At 35.8% G+C, this 19244-nt stretch carries 16 protein-coding genes; 3 read left to right on the top strand and 13 right to left on the bottom strand.

Annotated features, from left to right (window positions below):
• Nucleotides 1–288: 288 nt before the first annotated feature.
• From recG to DFR56_RS05325, 4 genes are all read right to left on the bottom strand, one after another.
• Nucleotides 289–2319 (bottom strand): ATP-dependent DNA helicase RecG, encoded by a 2031-nt coding sequence (recG, locus tag DFR56_RS05340; RefSeq protein WP_110394410.1) that lies wholly within the window; start codon nucleotides 2317–2319, stop codon nucleotides 289–291.
• Nucleotides 2320–2808: 489 nt separating this feature from the next.
• Nucleotides 2809–4467: a DAK2 domain-containing protein gene (locus DFR56_RS05335; RefSeq protein WP_110394409.1), complete on the bottom strand. Its 1659-nt coding sequence runs from the start codon at nucleotides 4465–4467 to the stop codon at nucleotides 2809–2811.
• 298 nt (nucleotides 4468–4765) lie between these two features.
• A complete protein-coding gene (locus tag DFR56_RS05330; RefSeq protein ID WP_158525509.1) occupies nucleotides 4766–5077 on the bottom strand; it encodes a YolD-like family protein in 312 nt (103 codons plus the stop codon).
• 2 nt (nucleotides 5078–5079) lie between these two features.
• Nucleotides 5080–5295 (bottom strand): transcriptional regulator, encoded by a 216-nt coding sequence (locus DFR56_RS05325; RefSeq protein ID WP_110394407.1) that lies wholly within the window; start codon nucleotides 5293–5295, stop codon nucleotides 5080–5082.
• 191 nt (nucleotides 5296–5486) lie between these two features.
• Here DFR56_RS05325 and DFR56_RS22830 point away from each other — a divergent pair, with 191 nt between their 5' ends.
• The 3 genes from DFR56_RS22830 (at nucleotide 5487) to rpmB (ending at nucleotide 8364) form a co-directional block, all read left to right on the top strand.
• On the top strand, nucleotides 5487–5654 hold the full coding sequence (locus tag DFR56_RS22830) for a hypothetical protein (protein WP_158525508.1): 168 nt from the start codon (nucleotides 5487–5489) through the stop codon (nucleotides 5652–5654).
• A gap of 1467 nt (nucleotides 5655–7121) precedes the next feature.
• Nucleotides 7122–8051 carry a DUF1259 domain-containing protein gene (locus DFR56_RS05320; protein WP_110394406.1) on the top strand — a complete coding sequence of 310 codons (930 nt, stop codon included), beginning with the start codon at nucleotides 7122–7124 and terminating at the stop codon, nucleotides 8049–8051.
• Nucleotides 8052–8175: 124 nt separating this feature from the next.
• Nucleotides 8176–8364, top strand: coding sequence for a 50S ribosomal protein L28 (rpmB, locus tag DFR56_RS05315; protein ID WP_110394405.1), 189 nt, complete (start codon nucleotides 8176–8178; stop codon nucleotides 8362–8364).
• Between the two features lie 187 nt (nucleotides 8365–8551).
• On the opposite strand, the gene spoVM is transcribed toward rpmB, so the two are convergent.
• The 9 genes from spoVM to coaBC all read right to left on the bottom strand — a co-directional run bounded on the left by spoVM (nucleotide 8552) and on the right by coaBC (nucleotide 19173).
• Entirely contained in the window at nucleotides 8552–8632 is an 81-nt protein-coding gene (gene spoVM, locus DFR56_RS05310) for a stage V sporulation protein SpoVM (RefSeq protein ID WP_110394404.1), read from the bottom strand.
• Nucleotides 8633–8770: 138 nt separating this feature from the next.
• Entirely contained in the window at nucleotides 8771–9427 is a 657-nt protein-coding gene (gene rpe, locus DFR56_RS05305; protein WP_110394403.1) for a ribulose-phosphate 3-epimerase, read from the bottom strand.
• Nucleotides 9428–9430: 3 nt separating this feature from the next.
• On the bottom strand, nucleotides 9431–10312 hold the full coding sequence (rsgA, locus tag DFR56_RS05300) for a ribosome small subunit-dependent GTPase A (protein WP_110394402.1): 882 nt from the start codon (nucleotides 10310–10312) through the stop codon (nucleotides 9431–9433).
• Nucleotides 10313–12304: a Stk1 family PASTA domain-containing Ser/Thr kinase gene (pknB, locus tag DFR56_RS05295; protein ID WP_110394401.1), complete on the bottom strand. Its 1992-nt coding sequence runs from the start codon at nucleotides 12302–12304 to the stop codon at nucleotides 10313–10315.
• Nucleotides 12298–13059, bottom strand: coding sequence for a Stp1/IreP family PP2C-type Ser/Thr phosphatase (locus tag DFR56_RS05290; protein ID WP_110394400.1), 762 nt, complete (start codon nucleotides 13057–13059; stop codon nucleotides 12298–12300). The genes pknB and DFR56_RS05290 overlap by 7 nt, the downstream gene beginning before the upstream one ends.
• 35 nt (nucleotides 13060–13094) lie before the next feature.
• A complete protein-coding gene (gene rsmB / locus DFR56_RS05285) occupies nucleotides 13095–14447 on the bottom strand; it encodes a 16S rRNA (cytosine(967)-C(5))-methyltransferase RsmB (protein ID WP_110394399.1) in 1353 nt (450 codons plus the stop codon).
• A 5-nt stretch (nucleotides 14448–14452) separates the two neighbouring features.
• On the bottom strand, nucleotides 14453–15394 hold the full coding sequence (fmt, locus tag DFR56_RS05280; RefSeq protein WP_110394398.1) for a methionyl-tRNA formyltransferase: 942 nt from the start codon (nucleotides 15392–15394) through the stop codon (nucleotides 14453–14455).
• A gap of 177 nt (nucleotides 15395–15571) precedes the next feature.
• Nucleotides 15572–17968, bottom strand: a complete 2397-nt coding sequence (gene priA / locus DFR56_RS05275) for a primosomal protein N' (RefSeq protein ID WP_110394397.1) — start codon at nucleotides 17966–17968, stop codon at nucleotides 15572–15574.
• Nucleotides 17965–19173 carry a bifunctional phosphopantothenoylcysteine decarboxylase/phosphopantothenate--cysteine ligase CoaBC gene (gene coaBC, locus DFR56_RS05270; protein ID WP_110394396.1) on the bottom strand — a complete coding sequence of 403 codons (1209 nt, stop codon included), beginning with the start codon at nucleotides 19171–19173 and terminating at the stop codon, nucleotides 17965–17967. The genes priA and coaBC overlap by 4 nt, the downstream gene beginning before the upstream one ends.
• Nucleotides 19174–19244: the final 71 nt, after the last annotated feature.

Genomic DNA, 19244 nt, shown 5'->3' with positions numbered 1-19244 from the left:
TTTTTACACATCCATAGCACGTAATTATGACTAGGTAATAATAGTAATATATAACACCATGTTTAAAAATGCAAGGGGCAAAATATCAAACTTTCATCTTCATGATTACTTCATGTTGAATTATTTGCTTAGAAAAATAAGATTGGAAGGGGATGCCGCCGCAAATCACTTCTCCTACTTTACTGTTTACAAAGTCTGTGGGAGTGGATCACAATCTGCTTTTCTATAGAGACCTATCCAAGCTCTTTCCATGGCTATTTCAGTACATCTTACTTTCGTGATGATCGCCTAATCAAACCTTTGTTGTTCTGTATATTCTTCAAGCATTTTATTTAAACTTAGATAGGCCCTATCTGTTTCTAATAAATGATTTGAAATGATGTACGCAGCATCTTTCCTAGCAACTTCTAATGCTCGGTAATCATGAATTAAATCGGCAACTTTAAATTCTGGTAATCCGCTCTGTTTTTTTCCGAAAAAATCTCCAGGGCCTCTTAATTTTAAGTCTTCTTCTGATAATCGAAAACCATCATTTGTCTCCGTCATAATTCGCATTCTCTCTTTTCCAACTTCTCCTTTTGGATCTGCAATTAAAATACAATAGCTTTGTTGATCCCCCCTACCAACTCTCCCCCTAAGCTGGTGTAACTGAGATAATCCAAAACGTTCTGCATCATAAATAACCATGACACTTGCATTTGGTACATTTACTCCTACTTCAATGACTGTAGTAGCAACGAGAATATGGATTTTGTTTTGGATAAACTGCTGCATCATTCCTTCTTTTTCATCATTTGGGAGCCTTCCATGTAATAAGCCTATCTTTATATGGGCTGGGTAGTATGTCTCTAGTTGATGGTATAAATCAATGGCATTTTGATAATCAAATGCTTCCGATTCTTCAATTAAAGGAGACACGATATATGCTTGTTCACCATGAGCAATTCTTTTTTCAATAAATTGTAACACCCTGTCTAACATATTATCTTTTACCCAATATGTTTCGATCTCTTTTCGACCTGCTGGCAATTGATCAATAATTGAAATATCCATATCGCCAAAAGCAGTAATAGCAAGTGTACGTGGAATTGGTGTAGCTGTCATAAATAATACATCTGGTTCAAGCCCTTTTTCCCGTAATGTTCGCCGTTGTTCAACACCGAAGCGATGCTGTTCATCAATGATAATTAATCCTAATTGATGAAAAATAACATCGTCTTGAATTAATGAATGGGTACCTATCACAATTTGAATATCATTCTTTTTAATGCCGTCAAGTATCTCTTGACGTTTTTTTCCTTTTACCGAACTGGTAAGTAGGGCAATCTTAGTTTCAGAGCCAAGCAACTTAACAATCGATTGATAGTGCTGTTCAGCCAAAATTTCAGTTGGCACCATAAATGCACCTTGATTACCTGCTGTGATAGATGCATATAAACATATGGTTGCAACCGCCGTCTTTCCAGACCCTACATCCCCTTGAAGTAGTCGATTCATTTGGATCGAAGCTTTCATATCTACCAATATTTCGTCTAAAGAATTCCTCTGTGCACCTGTTAATGTAAAGGGTAGTTTTTTGATGAAACGTGCAACCTTAGCATCATCGAGTTCCTGTTTTCTACCTTCTGATAGTTGGCGATGATGTTTTTTTAATAGATTCATTTTTAGTTGAAATAATAATAATTCTTCGTAAATAAATCTTCTTCGCGCATGTTTCAGTTGTGCTTGACTTGATGGATGGTGGATCATTTTTAGAGCGTCTTTTCGTGTTGGCAATTTGTAAGCTGTTAAGTATGTATCAGGCAAAATTTCTTCTATTTCATCAAGATAATGGTCGATGCATTGTTTGATCAATACTTTTAACTTTCCAGGTTTGACATCGCCTTTTACAGAATATATTGGTTGAATATGGACGTCTGTATTTGGATAACCAACCTGATAGTTGCTTACAGTAATTTGGAGACGATGAGCATCCCATTTCCCGGATAAAGTAACAATTGTACCTTGAGGGAGATGTTTTTTTGCAAAAGTTCGATTAAACATAACCGCCTTGACGGCGGCATGTTCGACTTTAATATTAAATGTGAGTCGAGAACGCTTTCTGCCATAGTGTGTAATAGAGGGATCATGGATTACTTGACCAACAATAGTAACATGATCGTCATGAACCAACTCTGACAATGGCTTAATTTCTGCTACATCGTAACGAAATGGAAAATAATGAAGAAGATCTTCCATCGTGTATATGTCCATTAAGGCAAGATCATTTTTAAGCTTTTCTCCTACCCCTTTTAGCATATCTACCGAATCTGTTAACAAATTTTATTCACTCTTTCTCTTTTAGAGGTTGTTCAAAAAGTCCGTAAAAATGACACTTCGCATTTCTTTGTTGGCTTGCTTTTCCGCTACTCACGTATTAAATTGCATACGCTCCGTTCCTTGGAAAAGAAGACAACTTTTCCGGCGTGTTAAAACATTTGCTCAAAGCTACACCGCCTCGAACTGCTCGATCCTTTTTATCCTCTTTTTGAACACGCACTTTTATAAGAATTTCCACACACATTTTTTCGGACAATCGTTTATTTATTATTATAACAAGTTGAAATCGTTAATGATAGAAAATTATCGTACGACTGTTCCACGTACAATATCGTGTAGATGATAAGGGCAAACGAAAAAAACGCAACTTTTGAAAATACTCATAAAGTTGCGTTCATCGTTTACATGTAGCTCTTACTACACCAACTTAATCCTAAAGGAAATCATTTAATTTATGTAGAAATAAGGCTAGTTTTTAACTGATTACGTTTATTCAACCATTAAAATAAATGAGTAGATCGGTTGATTACCAAAATAAAATTCAACATCCACATCTTCTACATGTTCATTCACATAGTGTTTTAATCTATTTAATTCGTCTTCTTGTACATCTTCACCATAAAATATCGTTATAATTTCGTCATCTTCATCAATTATTTCGTTTATTAATAATTGTACCGTTTCTAATTTATCCGGATTTGTCACCTTAATCGTCCCGTCGTTTAATCCCATGTAAGAATCCTTTTTAATTTCCATATGGTGAATAACTGTATCACGAGTCGCATACGTAACAAGACCAGTCTTTACATCCTCGATTGCTGCCATCATATTTTCTTCATTCGTATCGACGGACTCTTCCTCGTCAAATGCAAACAGAGCACTAATCCCTTGAGGTATTGTTTTTGTTGGAATAATAATAATATTTTTCGTTGATAATTCCTTTGCTTGGTTGGCGGATAAAATAATGTTTTTATTATTCGGGAAAATAAACGTATGTTTAGCATTCGTTTTTTCAATGGCGGTTAGTAAATCTTCCGTACTCGGGTTCATCGTTTGGCCACCTTCGATAATCGTTGTAGCCCCAATACTTTCAAACATTTCTTTCAACCCACTGCCGAATGCAACCGCAATAATTCCATATTCTTTTTCCACTTCTTGTCCTTTACCTTCTAAAGATTCGTCAATAATGGATGCATATTGTTTTCGCATATTTTCAATGTCAATTTTCGTTAATTGTCCATATTGCTGTGCAATTGTCATTACTTTTCCCGGGTATTCGGTATGAATATGTATTTTTACAAAATCATGGTCTGATGCAACTAATAAAGAATCACCATATTCGCTTAATGTCGTACGAAAGGCATTCTCATCAAATGGAGTTTTGTCTAGTTTTTCTGGATCAAATTCAACAAAAAACTCTGTACAATAGCCATATTCAATTGATTCTGCACTGATGAAAGATTGTACTGCATGCTCATGTTCTTGTTGAATCCTCATTTCCATATTTGTTTCATCTTTTCCTGAAATTTCTTCGCCTTTTAATGCTGCTAGAAATCCATCATATATGACAACGAGACCTTTACCACCAGAATCAACTACTCCGACTTCTTTTAATATCGGTAACAAGTCTGGTGTACGTTCCAATGATTTTTTGGCTGCTTCTACTACTTTTTCCATTAATTCAGTAATATTTTTTACTTTTTGAGCTTCCTCTACTGCAACTTTTGCCGCATCCTTCGCAACTGTTAAAATAGTCCCCTCTACTGGTGTAGTTACTGATTGATAAGCAACCTGAACTCCAGCATCTAACGCAGTTGCTAAGTCGATGGCGTTTATTTCGTTTTTTCCTTCTAAACTTGATGAAAACCCACGAAATAATTGGGATAAAATGACACCAGAATTTCCACGAGCTCCCATTAATAATCCTTTAACAAAAGCGTTTACAACAGTAGACATTTCTTCATTCGCTATGTTGTTAATTTCCTTTACACCAGAAGACATCGATAAATTCATATTTGTACCTGTATCTCCATCAGGAACAGGAAAGACATTTAGTTTATTAATTATTTCTTTATAATTGGATAAATTAGTAGCCCCCATTTGAATCATTTGTATAAGTGTGGAACTATTTATTATATTTGTATTCATTAAGATACCTCCCCTAAACTATTTGTATCCGAACTATAAAAATGAATGTATAAAAACAATATTACTACATTTAGTATAAATGCTTACCAAAGTATATTATTTAATTGTTACTAAGTCAAAGAGTATATAAGTTTAAGGAGATACTTTATAAATACTACTTCTTAAAAAAACCATATAATAGTATTCCTATGGGGGCAATTTTGGGGCTAGTAAAATAAGTGGGGACTGAAGTACAATATATATAAAAGAAGTAGCGCAAATAAGCGTCTTTCTCCATAAAATTAACCCTCCAACGAAATTATAATAAAATAACTTCTATTATATGTTCTAATTTTATTTCTATCTCATCAGTAAACAGTCTCTCATTTAAAATATCAATATACAGCAAGCGACCTTCTATGGTTTTATATTCATGATCGACATAATATTTTATTCGTATTTCCAAATCATTTTCTAACGCATCCCGCAACAGCATATTATTTTCTGCTATCTGTTGTTCATCCAGGACAGGCATTTCTTTATGTTCTTGTTCTTCCCACATTTTGTTTAACATTTCTATATGTTCTGGAAGCATTAATGATGTCCATTTCATTGTGCCACGATCGTTCACTTTCATATTACCACCCTTTCTGTTATAGGGATAATGGCCAACAAATTGTTTATTTTAAAAGTACGTCTTGCGTTTCTTAAATAACAATATGCTGTAAAAGTTGAACTGTTCATTTTCAGTACTCTTACAGTTCGTTTTGTTATAATACCTTTATCATCCATATACATAATCACTAATGTTGGACAACGTTTCACATACTTAATTAATTCGTTACGCACATTCGTTCCCTCCTATCATTCTTATTGTATGCGAACGAATGTTTCTTTACAACTGGAAAAATAATCCGAAAAGGACTTTTTTCTATGTAGAGAATAAAACGGGAATCGTGTAAAGCTTGAAACATATCTATTGCGGATGTGCTAAATTATAAGATCATATTATATAAACTAATTTTAGAGGGTGTTCATTTATGAATTTTACTGAAGAAGAAATAAGAGATGAACTTCCGTTTATTGATTATGATATTGGATTGTGTAAAACTTTAGATGGATTATCAGAGCTAAATAGGATCGGGGCTTGGATTAGAACATATTCATATATGGGGAATCATAAAGCCCGAGTAAATAATTTGGCGTAATTTAAAAGGGAACAAGATGCATTTCAAACCGTCGACCATATGATAAATAGCCCCTCACGATTGAGGGGCTATGTTTTATTTATTACTGTAACGTTACCATCCCCTTATACATCTACACCTGTGACAGCAACGACGACATCTTCTGCAACGACCAAATACAAGATCATCCCAAAAACACATAAGTCCAATCCCCCTCCTTAAGATTAAGGCTGGCCGACCTTCCTACTAATAACATATGAAATGCTTATGTTTTTGAATAGACAAACTTTCGGGTTCAAACAAACATTTTACTTCACTAAGTTAATAACCTTTCGATTTAAGCACAGCTTATGTGTATTCCGACCATATACACCGTCAACCTCATAAGGCAAGTAAACCAGTTGGAATCGTCTAATGGTATCTACTCTGTTAGGTCCTAATATTCCATCAACGGTGCTACATTTAAAATAAACTGCACTCCATGCAAGTTGTTTGTTTAACTCAATCCTTCAAGAGCCGTTCCTTATGGTAGTGAAGGAAACTATATCTACTGTTAATAGGAAGAAATGAAAGAACGTTAAAAACTCACTTCCAGCTCATTGATGGTTCTACCAATATGGGCAATTGTATTTCTAACATTTTCAATACTTGTTATATCAAGATTTGCCATTTTATATAAGTAGAATCCTTGTTTAAGTACATTTGTCCATTGCTCACCAACGGCTATTCCTTCTGTTTTTATCCGCTAACGCAATGATCGTAGAGGCGGTAATATCAACCGAATAAGTAAGGGAACGTTATCCTCAAGGGATAACGTTATGAAAATCCTCAAGCAAACTGGCACTCTGCCAAGTATCACTATCCTGGTCCATGACCTTCATACAGTTCTTACACTAGTTGCATCTAGTATGGGGATAGCTTTATCACCTTCATCTTTCTCTCCACTCCTTGGAGTCATTCACAAAAAGTGGAAAATGTCTCCTTTTCGTTAGAACGTCTATCGTATGGAGAAAAGACAATCAATCAGTAATACTAAAAAAGTTTCTTTCATCTATGACTAACACTTAATTACATGGAAGAGGATTACTTGAAACATAAAAGGAGAAACTTATAAATGAGGGCGAAATCTGCAGCTACTAGTCGCTAGACGCGTTTAGGTAAACTGCAGAAGAGATCACAGGACTTATGGACATTCAAATACTAGTACTAATAATAGAGCCGTAAATACCTTCTTGTCAGCGAAAATTTGTGAGTTTTGGGCGGAGTTTAGAGTGGTTTTAATTTAAGCCCTTAACAACCCTTATGGTGTCAAAAGGATGAAATATATTCCTACATTGTACAGACTTTTTGCAATAAGTGAAAGAATTCCTCATTACCATACCTATTTCTTCTAAAGGCTAGGTAGAGTGACACCGTTTAAAAACACAATCTATTTTCTAGAAAATACATATGCTATAAGAGTTTCATCATAATTGGAGGAGGATATTTATGGATCATGTAGAACCAACAAAACTTTGTCAGGAGTTTGCGGACATACTTGACTCTACACCAGGTGTTATTAACAATGTTTGTATAGCGACTCGCTCACGTACAAATATACATCCTACTGTGTTAGGGAGAGAAGCTAATTCTTTTATGTTTGTTCCACAAGCCTTTTCGTTTGAAAATATTGATAGGGAGGGACGGGCGCTTTGTCTTGGGGAAACCGTTATCCTTCAAGAGGAAATTAACCCATTTATAAGTGAGCTAAGAAGAAGAGATATTAAAGTAACGGCAGTACACAACCACTGGCTTTTTGACAGCCCTAGATTGTATTATATGCATTTTGAATCGATCGATCCACCGCTTTCTTTTGCGAGCAAATTAAGTCGTGCGATGGAAGTATTAACGACAAGAAATGTATTTGGTGAATCAGAATCTTGTGAGGATTGTATTCATGAGGAGAAATGGGATCATTCACAACATCGTAGAATGAAACCTAATCCGAGTCGTTTACAACATCTGTGTGAAGACTTTAATGATATTCTTGGTGGAACAATGCATTCACTCGAAAATGGTCAATGCATTGTCATGAAATCACGGCTTAATATTAAGCCTACTGTTCTTGGTAGAAGAGGACGCTCGTTTTTATTAATTCCACAAATGTTTACATTCGAATCTATCTCAAGGGATGGTCGTGCCCTTTGTAGTGGAGAAACTGTTATCCTTCAAGAAGAAATAAATCCATTTATCCGTAAATTACAAGATCATGGTATATTGGTTACAGCCGTTCATAACCATTGGTTATTTGACCATCCACGACTTATGTTTATGCATTGGGTAGCGATCGATAAACCTCGCAATTTCGCTAGAAAAGTAAGTGACGCTTTGGATGTATTAACAACCAGTACCGTTCGTCCAACAAGAATGGATAAATAAAAAAATTCGTTTTATATGTGTGAATCTTTCTCGTAAAATAAAATTAAATTGCATTCTTCCGCTTGATATGATAAATTATATAAGTATGAATTGACATATGTATATGTAGTAAGGAGGGGTTTTCATGTCAAGAAAATGTGTTATTACTGGACGTAAAACTGGAACTGGAAATAATCGTTCTCACGCTATGAATGCAAATAAACGTAAATGGAAAGCTAACGTACAAAAAGTAAGAATTATGGTAGATGGCAAGCCAAAACGAGTTTATGTTTCTGCAAGAGCTTTAAAATCTGGAAAAGTTAAACGCGTTTAACAGTCAACTAATACTGAAAGCACCCTTTTATTTTGGGTGCTTTTTTAGTGCTAACAAATAATATGATGTTGAGTAGAACCACGTCCATCTTTTAAGCATGAAAGTATCATAAGTAAAAAACGAACAAACATTTCACATTAAATAACAACGAATACACACTGGATAAGCGAAAAAAGATGCGAATGACTTAATCTTTTTTAAACATGCCCATCATCACTCTAACAATTCCACCGATAAATCTTGGGAGTTTAATTGTATAAAACTTCATTATTCCTCCTCCTAATCAGTTAAAAACAATAATAATCTCTCACAAACTATTCACTAATCATCTAATACATATCGTATGCACTTATTTTAATAAAAAGAACATTTATCATTGTTTTAACGAAAAAAGAGAAGAAACTTTTTAATTATGTATGGCACGTCTTATTGCTTCCATTGCCATTTGTCTATTTTCTTGATTAAAAACAGCACTTCCGGCAACTAAAATGTCTGCTCCTGCATCTGTACATAACTTTGCTGTTTCAACATTAACCCCGCCATCCACTTCTATTTCAAATGGATAATGATGCTTCTGACGTAATTCATGTAATTGCGCAATTTTGGGGATCGTTTCTTTAATGAATGACTGTCCTCCAAAGCCAGGGTTTACTGTCATAACTAACACAAGATCTATGTAGGATAAAGTTTCCTTAATCATTTCCACTGGTGTTGCCGGGTTAATTACAACTCCAGCTTTTACACCGTGACTCTTAATTAATTGGATCGTCCGGTGCAGATGGGGACATGCTTCCTGATGAACCGTAATAATCGATGCACCAGCACGTGCAAATTCTGGAATATAGTTATCAGGCTGTTCAATCATTAAATGAACATCTAACGGTAAATTGGTAATAGGCCGAATCGCCTCCACAATAAGTGGACCAATCGTAATATTCGGTACAAAACGACCATCCATCACATCGACATGAATATAGTCCGCCCCACCTTTTTCTACCTCTGTAATTTCTTCTCCTAATTTTGCAAAATCGGCTGATAATATGGAAGGTGCTATTTTAATCATCTTTTAATACCTCGGCTTTCTCGATATAATTTCTTGTAAAAATTGCAAATAATGTTCATAACGGTAATTGTTTATCTCTCCATTTTCCACTGCTTTTTTTACTGCACATTGTGGTTCTTGATCATGCAAACATCTTCTAAATTTACATGCATCTCTTCTTTTATTCATTTCCACAAAATAAGCAGATAAATCTTCTGCCTCCATTTCTGGAAAGTCTAATGAACTAAATCCGGGAGTATCTGCTACTAATCCATTGTTTATTTGGAGAAACTCTACATGTCTTGTCGTATGTTTTCCACGGCCTAAACTATGCGAAATTTCTCCAGTTTTAATGGATAATTCAGGGTTTAATGCATTTAATAAAGTTGATTTCCCAACACCGGATTGCCCCATTAAAACGGTTATTTTATCTTGGAAAAATTGCTTTATTTTCTCCATCCCTTGACTAGACTGTAAAGATAAAAATTCAACCTTATAACCTATCTTTTCATAAGCTTGTTTATAACTAGTCATTTCTTCCACTTCTTCTATTGAGGCTAAATCTTTTTTTGTTATAACAATCATCGGTTTGATCTTTTTTGCTTCGACAATAACTAAAAATCTATCTAAAAGAAGGGCACTAAAGGAAGGCTGGCATACAGAACTTACGACTACTGCTTGGTCAATATTCGCAATTGGCGGTCTTTGCAATTCATTTTTCCTAGCGTCAATTTCCTTAATATATCCTTCCCCATCGTTCGTTTGTTCAAATATGACTAAATCTCCAACTAAAGGGGTTATTTTTTGATTGCGAAAGACACCTCTTCCTTTACAAGCATAAATAGTATGATTGGACTTTACATAGTAAAATCCGCTTAACGCCTTAATGATTCTACCTTCCTTCATTTATCCACCTTCCTTATAAGGAACTGATCGCTCAATAATCACTACGCCGTCTCTTACTACTTTATATTCAGCCGTTTCACCTGGAGCAATAACTAATGTTAACGTGTACTCTTCATTACTATTAATAACCTCTTCATGGAAAACATTCGAAATATCATTATTTACATCTTCCACGTATATCTGGACAGTTTGCTCTTTTTGTAATTCACCATTGTCATTTTCAACTGGCTGGAACGGAATGGTAAATGTGACATTGTGTGAACTCGGTGGTGATGCTTTTGGACCAAGCGATACATCTATATCTACTCTGCTTCCTATCGTGACATCTGCATTCGCTGCAGGATTTTGCCGAATAATTACTCCTTCTTCAACCGAATCAGAATGCTCTTCTGCTACTTCTAATTGTAATCCATTTTTTTCCGCATAGGATTTTGCCTCATTTAATGTTAGCCCACTCAAATTACTTAAACTAATTGTTTTTGGACCACCGCTCACTTCAAATATTACTTTCGTATCATTTGGAACTACTTTAGAGCCTGCTGCAGGCTGGATTTGGTTAATGATCTCTCCATCTGGTTTGTCAGACTCTTTTCCATAGTCGATCACTTCATACCCTGCATCTTCTAAAATTCGTTTTACTTGGTTAAAATTTTTGCCGACATAATCTTCAAATGTCACTTTTTCCTGCCCATCACTTACATACACATCAATTGTCGATTTTTCTTTTACTTTCCTACCTTCAGCGGGATCTGTCTTCACGACAAGACCTTCCTCAATTTCTTCTGAAAAAATAAGTTCCTTATTTGCCTTTAAATTTACTTTTTCTAGTTCAGCGACAGCTTCCTCGTACTCATAACCAGCTAAGTCGGGAATCGTCACCTCTTTTGGGTTGCCACTCAATAAAAACATAACAAAAGCGATCCCTAAAAGTATCGTGAAAATAAAAGCAGCAAGTAACCATTTTCGAAACTTTTTTTTCTTCTTTTTAGGCTTCTCTTTTCCATTTTTTTCTTTCGGTTTATCCTTATGACCAGTTGTCTTTTCACTTTCATGGTGGATTAATGTTTTTTCTTGATCACTTGCATGTAATCGATCATCTGTAATAATTGGAATTGCTTTCGTTTCCTCGCCCTCCTCTTGGGGCGGTTCATAAACAGCTTCATTTATATGGTTTGGTTCTAATGCTACATTTAACGCCTGTTCCATTCCATAAACGGAACTATAACGATGAAACGGATCTTTTGCCGTCGCTTGTAAAACAATATTTTCAACACTTTGTGGAATGCTTGCATCAAGACTTCGTACAGAAGGTGTTTCATTTTGTAAATGCTTTAATGCGATCGAGATTGGTGATTGACCTGAAAAAGGTAATTGTCCAGTTAGTAATTCATATAATACAATCCCTAATGAATAAATATCTGATTTTTTTGTTGCCATCCCACCACGTGCTTGCTCTGGTGATAAATAATGAACAGACCCTAATATGGAATTTGTTTGTGTCAATGATGTTGCACTAAGCGCAATTGCAATACCGAAATCTGTTACTTTCACATTTCCGAAACGATCCATCAGAATGTTTTGTGGTTTTATATCTCGGTGGATTAAACCATTGGCATGGGCATGGGCAATTGCATCGGTTAATTGCTTCATAACTTCAAGTGCCTCTTCTACCGGTAGTGGACCATTTTGCATGATATATTCTTTTAATGTGAAGCCATCAATATATTCCATTACCATATATAAAATATGATCTTCTTCCCCAACATCATAAATATTAACGATATTTGGATGGGATAAACTAGTTGCCGCTTGAGCTTCTCGATCAAATCGTTCAATGAATTCTGGATCGTTGGCAAATTCTAAACGTAGAACTTTGATTGCTACATCACGATCTAAAATAATGTCTCTCGCTAAATATACATTTGCCATTCCACCGCCACCAATGGTTCTTTTAATTCGGTAGCGCTCACTAAGTAAATGCCCTTCTAACATGTTGTTTCACCTACTTCATCTTCCAACACGTTGCGAATAATAGCGAGTGTGATATTATCTTCTCCACCGCGTTCATTTGCCACTTGAATAAGCTTATTCGATACTTCCTCCAAATTTTCCTTCGTCCGTAGATAAGTTTCTATTTCATCATCTGGGATTTTATTCGTTAATCCGTCCGAACATAGGAGTAAACAATTGTTTTCATCCCAATTGATCGTTTCCATATCCATATTAACAGACTCTTCCGTCCCGACAGCCCGTAATAATACATTTTTTCTCGGATGTTGTTCTGCATCTATTTTCGATATTTGTCCTGTACGAATCAGTTCATTTACGAGAGAATGATCCTCGGTTAATTGTTCTAATTTTGTATCATTTAACAAATAACAGCGACTATCGCCAATATGTGCAATCGTCACAAAGTCAAATGTACAAATACTTATCACGACTGTTGTCCCCATACCTTCAAACTCTTCATGTTCTAAAGAACGCTTATAGATCATTTTATTCATCTCTTCGACAGCAGCTTGTAACCATTCTTCCGCCTCGATTGGGGTTGAAAATCTATTGGATTGTTCCCATTTATCTTGTACTATAGAAACCGCTAATTGACTTGCTACTTCACCAGCTTGATGTCCACCCATTCCATCTGCTACAATCGCTAAAGCTTGCCCTGATTCATTAAAAAATATGCCCCCAGAATCTTCATTTGTTGATCGCATTTGTCCGCGGTCTGTGATAAATTGACCATCCACTCACATCACCTCTTTCGCTTTCATCATGGACATGTTCATCCACTTTTTTTACATAATCTCGTCATAAAAAAACCGTCTGATTCCATCGTTTGTGGAAATAATTGTAAGCCATATTTCGTCACGCGCGCTTTATCATAAAAAATAGGATCTAATTGTTGAAGAAATTGTTCGTCTACCTTAAAATCTGTCTGTTGATTCAAAAATTCTTTGACAACTTCTTCATTTTCCATTATGTCTACAGTACATGTACTATAAACAAGTTTTCCATTATCTTTTAATAAAGGAGCAACGTGCAATAATATTGCCAGTTGAACTTGTTGGAGCTTTTTAATATCTTGTTCCGTTTTATTATACTTAATATCAGGTTTGGATCGAATAACACCTAAGCCTGAACATGGAGCATCAATTAAAATACGGTCGAAGCTTTTTTCCTCATGGATCGTTTCAAGATTTCTCGCATCACTTTGTCCAACGTGAATGTTTGTTAACCCAAGTCTGTCTGCATTATTTTTAATGAGTTTTGTTTTATTTTGGTGGAGATCATATGCATAAATAGTACCTTGATTCTCCATCAATTCTCCAATATAAGTGGCCTTTCCCCCAGGTGCACTACACGTATCGAGCACATGCATAGACGGTTCTACTTGTAATGATTTACTTGCGAGCATAGAGCTTTGATCTTGAATAGTGATCATTCCATCATTCATTAAATTAGTTTTGAAAATATTTCCTGTCTCAAGAGTAATAGCATCTGGGACATAGGGAGATAGTGAAGCTTCTATTCCCTCTTTTTCCAATATCGATAAAACTTCCGAACGGGATGTCCGTAATCGATTTACTCTAATACTTACTGGCTTTTTCGTTATATTCGTCTCACACATCGCTTTTGTCACTGCAAAACCATATTCTTTTACCCATCTACGAATGAGCCAATCTGGATGACTCGTTTCGACTGATAATTTTTTCATATCATCTGTTATCGAATCGGTACTCGGTACACCTTTTCGTTGAATCGATCGTAAAACACCATTTACAAGAGAGGCTATCCCCTTATGTCCTTTTCGCTTGGCAATTTGTACTGCTTCATGAATGATTGCATATTCGGGCACATTATCTAAAAATTCCATTTGAAATACGGACATTCTTAATAACATGTTTACCCAATCAGCGAGCTTTTTGGGGGACTTAATAAACGGTGCTAAATAAAAGTCTAACGTAAGCTTCCGTTCGATTGTTCCATACACTATTTCCGATAATAAGTTTTCATCTTTTTCATTTATTTTATTTTTAGTAATCGCTTGTGAAAGGAGAAGATGACTAAAACCCCCTTCTTTTTCAATACGCATTAACATATCAAGTGCGACATTTCTCACATTACTATTTGCCATTTATTTCACTCCAACATTTGTCCAACTTGTAAAAAGTTAGGATTGCCTCTAAACAACTCTGTTACGGTCATTCGCTTTCTTCCTGCAGGTTGTACCTCTGTAATATGAATGCCTTTATTATTGCCGCACACGACAGTAAAAGATTCATGTTCTTTCACTTGGACGATTTCGCCTGGTTTTTTATCTGCATAATGTTCGTCTGTTAGCTCGCCCCACCAAATTTTCATACGCTCTCCATCATAATAAGTATATGCGACAGGCCATGGATGAAGTCCGCGTATTTGATTGTACACTTCCTTATTCGACTTATGCCAATCAATTTTCTCTTGCTCTCTCGTAATATTAGCAGCAAATGTCGCTTCCTCATCCTTTTGCTTTATTCGGTCATTCGTTCTAGCAAAAATGTCTGGCAACGTTCTAAGCAATGTTTTCGCACCGACAATCGATAAGGTATCGTGTAAAGTACCGACATGATCTGTCTGTAAAATGGGAATCTTTTCTTGCGTAATAATATCACCAGCATCTAGTTTTTCTACCATATACATAATCGTAATTCCTGTTTCCTTTTTCCCCTGTAATAATGCGTAATGGATCGGTGCCCCTCCCCTTAGCTTTGGAAGTAAGGATGCATGGACATTAATACTACCAAATGTTGGATAGTCGAGTAGCTCTTTCGGTAATAATTGCCCATATGCAGCTGTCACAATTAAGTCTGCTTCATATGAAAAAATTTCTTCATATGCAGTACGTAATTTTTCAGGTTGAAATACAGGGATCTGATGTTTCAGTGCTTCTTCTTTGACAGGGGGAGCTGATAAAACTCTCTTTCTCCCTTTTGGTCGATCTGGTTGCGTCACGACTAATACTATTTCATATGTTGATTGGATTAAAGCTTGTAAAATTGGAACTGCAAAATCAGGAGTCCCCATAAAAATTATTTTTTTCATTCCATATTCCTTTCTAGAGGATGTTCAAAAAGTCGAATAAAAATGACGCATCGAATTACTGCGCTAACTTGCTTTTTTAGGTACTCACGTATGCAAAAGCATACGCTCCGTTCCTCGGGAGCTTGCGTCGCCTTGAACTTCTCGATCCTTTTTATCGGCCTTTTTGAACACGCACTTCTACATTAAATGATTTGGGTTAATGTCTACGATAATCTGTAAATCTTTTTTTCTTTCTTCCGCAAATTGTTCCAACACTTCTTCCATATATTGTTGTAAAAAAGGTTCATTTCGATATTTGATCATCATTTGATAGCGATAACGGTTTTTCATTCTCGCAATCGGTGAAGGAGTTGGACCTAAAATAGAAGATTGTGCATGTAATTTATTTTCTAACAAACTGCGAATTTTCTGAGAAACTTCGTATACTTTCATTTCATTTTCATGAGTGATCGTTAGTAATGCGAGAAAAACATATGGTGGATATAGAAATGATCTTCTTATGTTCATCTCTTCTTGATAAAAACGTTGAAAGTCATATTTACTAGCTAGCTCAATACTATAATGATCCGGAGTATATGTTTGGACGATCACTTCCCCTGTTAATTCATGTCTACCAGCTCTTCCACTTACTTGTGTAATAAGTTGAAATGTCTTTTCGGAAGAGCGAAAATCTGGTAAATGTAGCATCGAATCAGCTGCAAGAACGCCAACTAAAGTGACATTTTCAAAATCTAATCCTTTGGCAATCATTTGGGTTCCGAGCAAAATATCTGCTTCATGATTGGAAAATTTTCGTAGCAATCTTTCATGAGCCCCTTTTTTCCTCGTTGTATCGACATCCATGCGGATCACTCTTGCTTCGGGAATTATTTTCGTTAACGCTTCTTCCACTTTTTCCGTCCCCGTTCCGAAAAAACGAATATGTTTACTGTGACAAGCAGGACATTCTACCGGCATTTTTTGTTCGTGGGAACAATAATGACATTTTAAAACATTGTCCCTTTTATGATAAGTAAGGGAAATATCGCAGTTTGGACATTCTTCTACATATCCACAATCACGACAAAGTGCAAAGGTCGAATAACCACGTCTATTTAAAAGTAAAACGATTTGCTCATTTTTTTCGATACAGTCTTTCATTTTATCGGTTAATCTCCTTGAGAACATCGTCCGATTTCCTGCATGAAGTTCATCTCGCATATCGATAATATCAACCGTTGGCATTGCTTGTTCATTTGTTCGTTTTGACAATGTAAGTAAATGGTATACCCCTTTTTTCCCGCGGGCAAATGATTCAAGCGTCGGTGTTGCACTTCCTAAAATGATGGGACAGTTATTATATTCTCCCCTTTTAATAGCAACATCTCTCGCATGATAACGCGGCGTTTCTTCTTGTTTATAGGTCGTTTCATGTTCTTCATCGATGATAATAATGCCTAAATTTTCAAATGGGGCAAAAATTGCTGATCGGGCACCGACAACGACTTGGACTTCTTTCTGCTGAATCTTACGCCATTCATCATATTTTTCACCGACAGATAAAGCACTATGAAGAACTGCGACATTTGAACCGAACCGACCTTTAAATCTTTTTACCATTTGCGGAGTAAGAGCAATTTCGGGTACTAAGACAATCGCTTCTTTTCCTTGTTTCATCACTTTTTCAATCGCTTGTAAATATATTTCCGTTTTTCCACTACCAGTTACCCCATGTAATAGAAATGTTTTATGCTCTTCTTTTATCAATGCTTCTATTATTGGCTCCATTGCATTTCTTTGTTCTTCTGTTAGAGGTAATTTTTCTGTTTTAGGAAACTCCTCTTCATAAGGGTTGCGATACACTTCCACTTTTTTGATCGTTAATAATTTTCTTTCTAGTAGTGGATTTAGATTTGTACGATTGATATTTAGTTTTGAATAGAGCTCCATTAATTCAATCGGATCTGAATGTTGAATAAAAAACTCAATCATTTCTCGCTGTCTTTTCGCCCGGTTCGATAATTGTTGTAGATCTGCTTTAAGTACTGATAGTTCAGCTGGTATGACAATCGTTTGATACTTTTTCGTAATTTGTGATTTCACGAGATAATTTATCGCGAGATCACCGCTTTCAATATACTTTTGAATCGTTCTATGTCCGATTTGCTGCACCGTTTCATCGTAGGAAATGGCGGCATTGTCTAAAAATTTTTCTTCTAAGTCTAATTGTAAAGGTAGCTCTGTTAGGCGTATAAGCTCTTTTTTATATTTTGCTTTTAAAATTTGTGGTAACATTGCTTGATACGTCGTTATATATAATGACAATGTCTGGTTGGCTAACCATTTACCTAACTGTAATAATTCTGCCGTTAAAACCGGCGTTAAATCTAATACATCGATCATTTCTTTTAACCCATCAAATGAAGATTGGTCGATTCTTTTTATGACAAAGCCTGTTATTTTCCTAGGACCAAAAGGAATAACTACCCTCATACCGGGTCGTACAATCGCTTGAAATTTTTTTGGTATTTGATAATCGAATGTTTGATTGACCATGGTAGCGGGAACATCGACAATCACCTTAGCCACATTCACTTGATTTCATCCTTCATATCACGCTCAATAAAGTGAATAATTTGTTCTGCAATCGCATCTTTCGTAGCGAGTGGGAGCTCTTCTTTTTTAAGTTGTTTATTTAAATAAGTGACAATATTTGTATCTACTCCAAAGCCTGCTCCTTTTTCAGCTACATTATTGATCACAATGGCATCTAAATGTTTTTTTTGTAATTTTCCCTTACCATATTCAAAAATGTTCGATGTTTCAGCAGCAAAGCCAACGATAAACTGTGTCGTTTTTCGTTCTCCTAACGATTGTAAAATATCTTTTGTTCTTTCCATTTCAATGATTAAATTACCAGGTTGCTTTTTCATTTTTTCGTCATACGTTATTTTCGGGCGATAATCGGCAACAGCTGCCGACTTGATGACAATATCAGCCTCTTCAAAATGATCCCACATTGCTTGATACATTTCCTCTGCTGTAACGACATTTATTCGTTTTATTGTTTCCTGTTTCGTTTCTAGATGAACTGGTCCCGTAACAAGTGTTACTTCTGCCCCAAATCTTGCTGCGACTTCTGCTAGCGCAAAACCCATTTTCCCTGTTGATCGATTTGAAAAAAAACGAACTGGATCAATTATTTCTCTTGTTGGCCCCGCTGATATTAACACTTTTTTCCCAGCTAATCGTTTTCGATTTTCGAGATGATTTGTAATGGCGGTAATAATTGACTGTGGCTCTTCTAGTCTTCCTTTTCCTACATAACCACACGCTAAATAACCTGCACCAGGCTCGATAAAATGGTAGCCCCAATCTGCAAGCTTTTGCATGTTTTCAATAACGGCAGGGTGTTCATACATATGTACATTCATTGCTGGTGCAATATATATATCAGCCCTCGTTGCAAGCAAGGTTGTCGTTAACATATCATCAGCAATCCCATAAGATATTTTACTTATAATATTGGCGGTAGCGGGCGCGATTATGGCAATATCTGCCCAATCCGCTAAATCGATATGAGCAATTTTATTTGGATCTTTTTCATCGAATGTATCAATATAAACATCGTTACGAGACAAAGCTTGAAAAGTGAGTGGAGAGACAAATTTTGTTGCTCCTTTTGTCATCATGACTCTGACATCTGCACCTTGCTGTGTAAGTTTACTCGTTAAATCACAAGCTTTATAAACAGCAATTCCTCCAGTAACTCCTAATAGTATTTTTTTATTTCGTAACAAAATCAACACCCCCGTTCAAATTTTAAAAAGGAGTTGTAAGCAAGTATACTACTCCAATCATTTTTTTCTTC

Origin of the sequence: Pseudogracilibacillus auburnensis, from assembly GCF_003201975.1 — a bacterium.
GTDB lineage: Bacteria > Bacillota > Bacilli > Bacillales > Amphibacillaceae > Pseudogracilibacillus > Pseudogracilibacillus auburnensis.
The sequence above is the reverse complement of the archived record's forward strand: the minus strand, read 5'-3'. Positions and strand labels throughout refer to the sequence as shown.

Bases quoted from the DNA above. Each gene is read 5' to 3' on its own strand.
- DFR56_RS05335 (WP_110394409.1), bottom strand. From the start codon at position 4,467: ATGAATACAAATATAATAAATAGTTCCACACTTATACAAATGATTCAA.
- DFR56_RS22830 (WP_158525508.1), top strand. From the start codon at position 5,487: ATGAATTTTACTGAAGAAGAAATAAGAGATGAACTTCCGTTTATTGAT.
- DFR56_RS05320 (WP_110394406.1), top strand. From the start codon at position 7,122: ATGGATCATGTAGAACCAACAAAACTTTGTCAGGAGTTTGCGGACATA.
- rpmB (WP_110394405.1), top strand. From the start codon at position 8,176: ATGTCAAGAAAATGTGTTATTACTGGACGTAAAACTGGAACTGGAAAT.
- spoVM (WP_110394404.1), bottom strand. From the start codon at position 8,632: ATGAAGTTTTATACAATTAAACTCCCAAGATTTATCGGTGGAATTGTT.
- rpe (WP_110394403.1), bottom strand. From the start codon at position 9,427: ATGATTAAAATAGCACCTTCCATATTATCAGCCGATTTTGCAAAATTA.
- rsgA (WP_110394402.1), bottom strand. From the start codon at position 10,312: ATGAAGGAAGGTAGAATCATTAAGGCGTTAAGCGGATTTTACTATGTA.
- pknB (WP_110394401.1), bottom strand. From the start codon at position 12,304: ATGTTAGAAGGGCATTTACTTAGTGAGCGCTACCGAATTAAAAGAACC.
- rsmB (WP_110394399.1), bottom strand. From the start codon at position 14,447: ATGGCAAATAGTAATGTGAGAAATGTCGCACTTGATATGTTAATGCGT.
- fmt (WP_110394398.1), bottom strand. From the start codon at position 15,394: ATGAAAAAAATAATTTTTATGGGGACTCCTGATTTTGCAGTTCCAATT.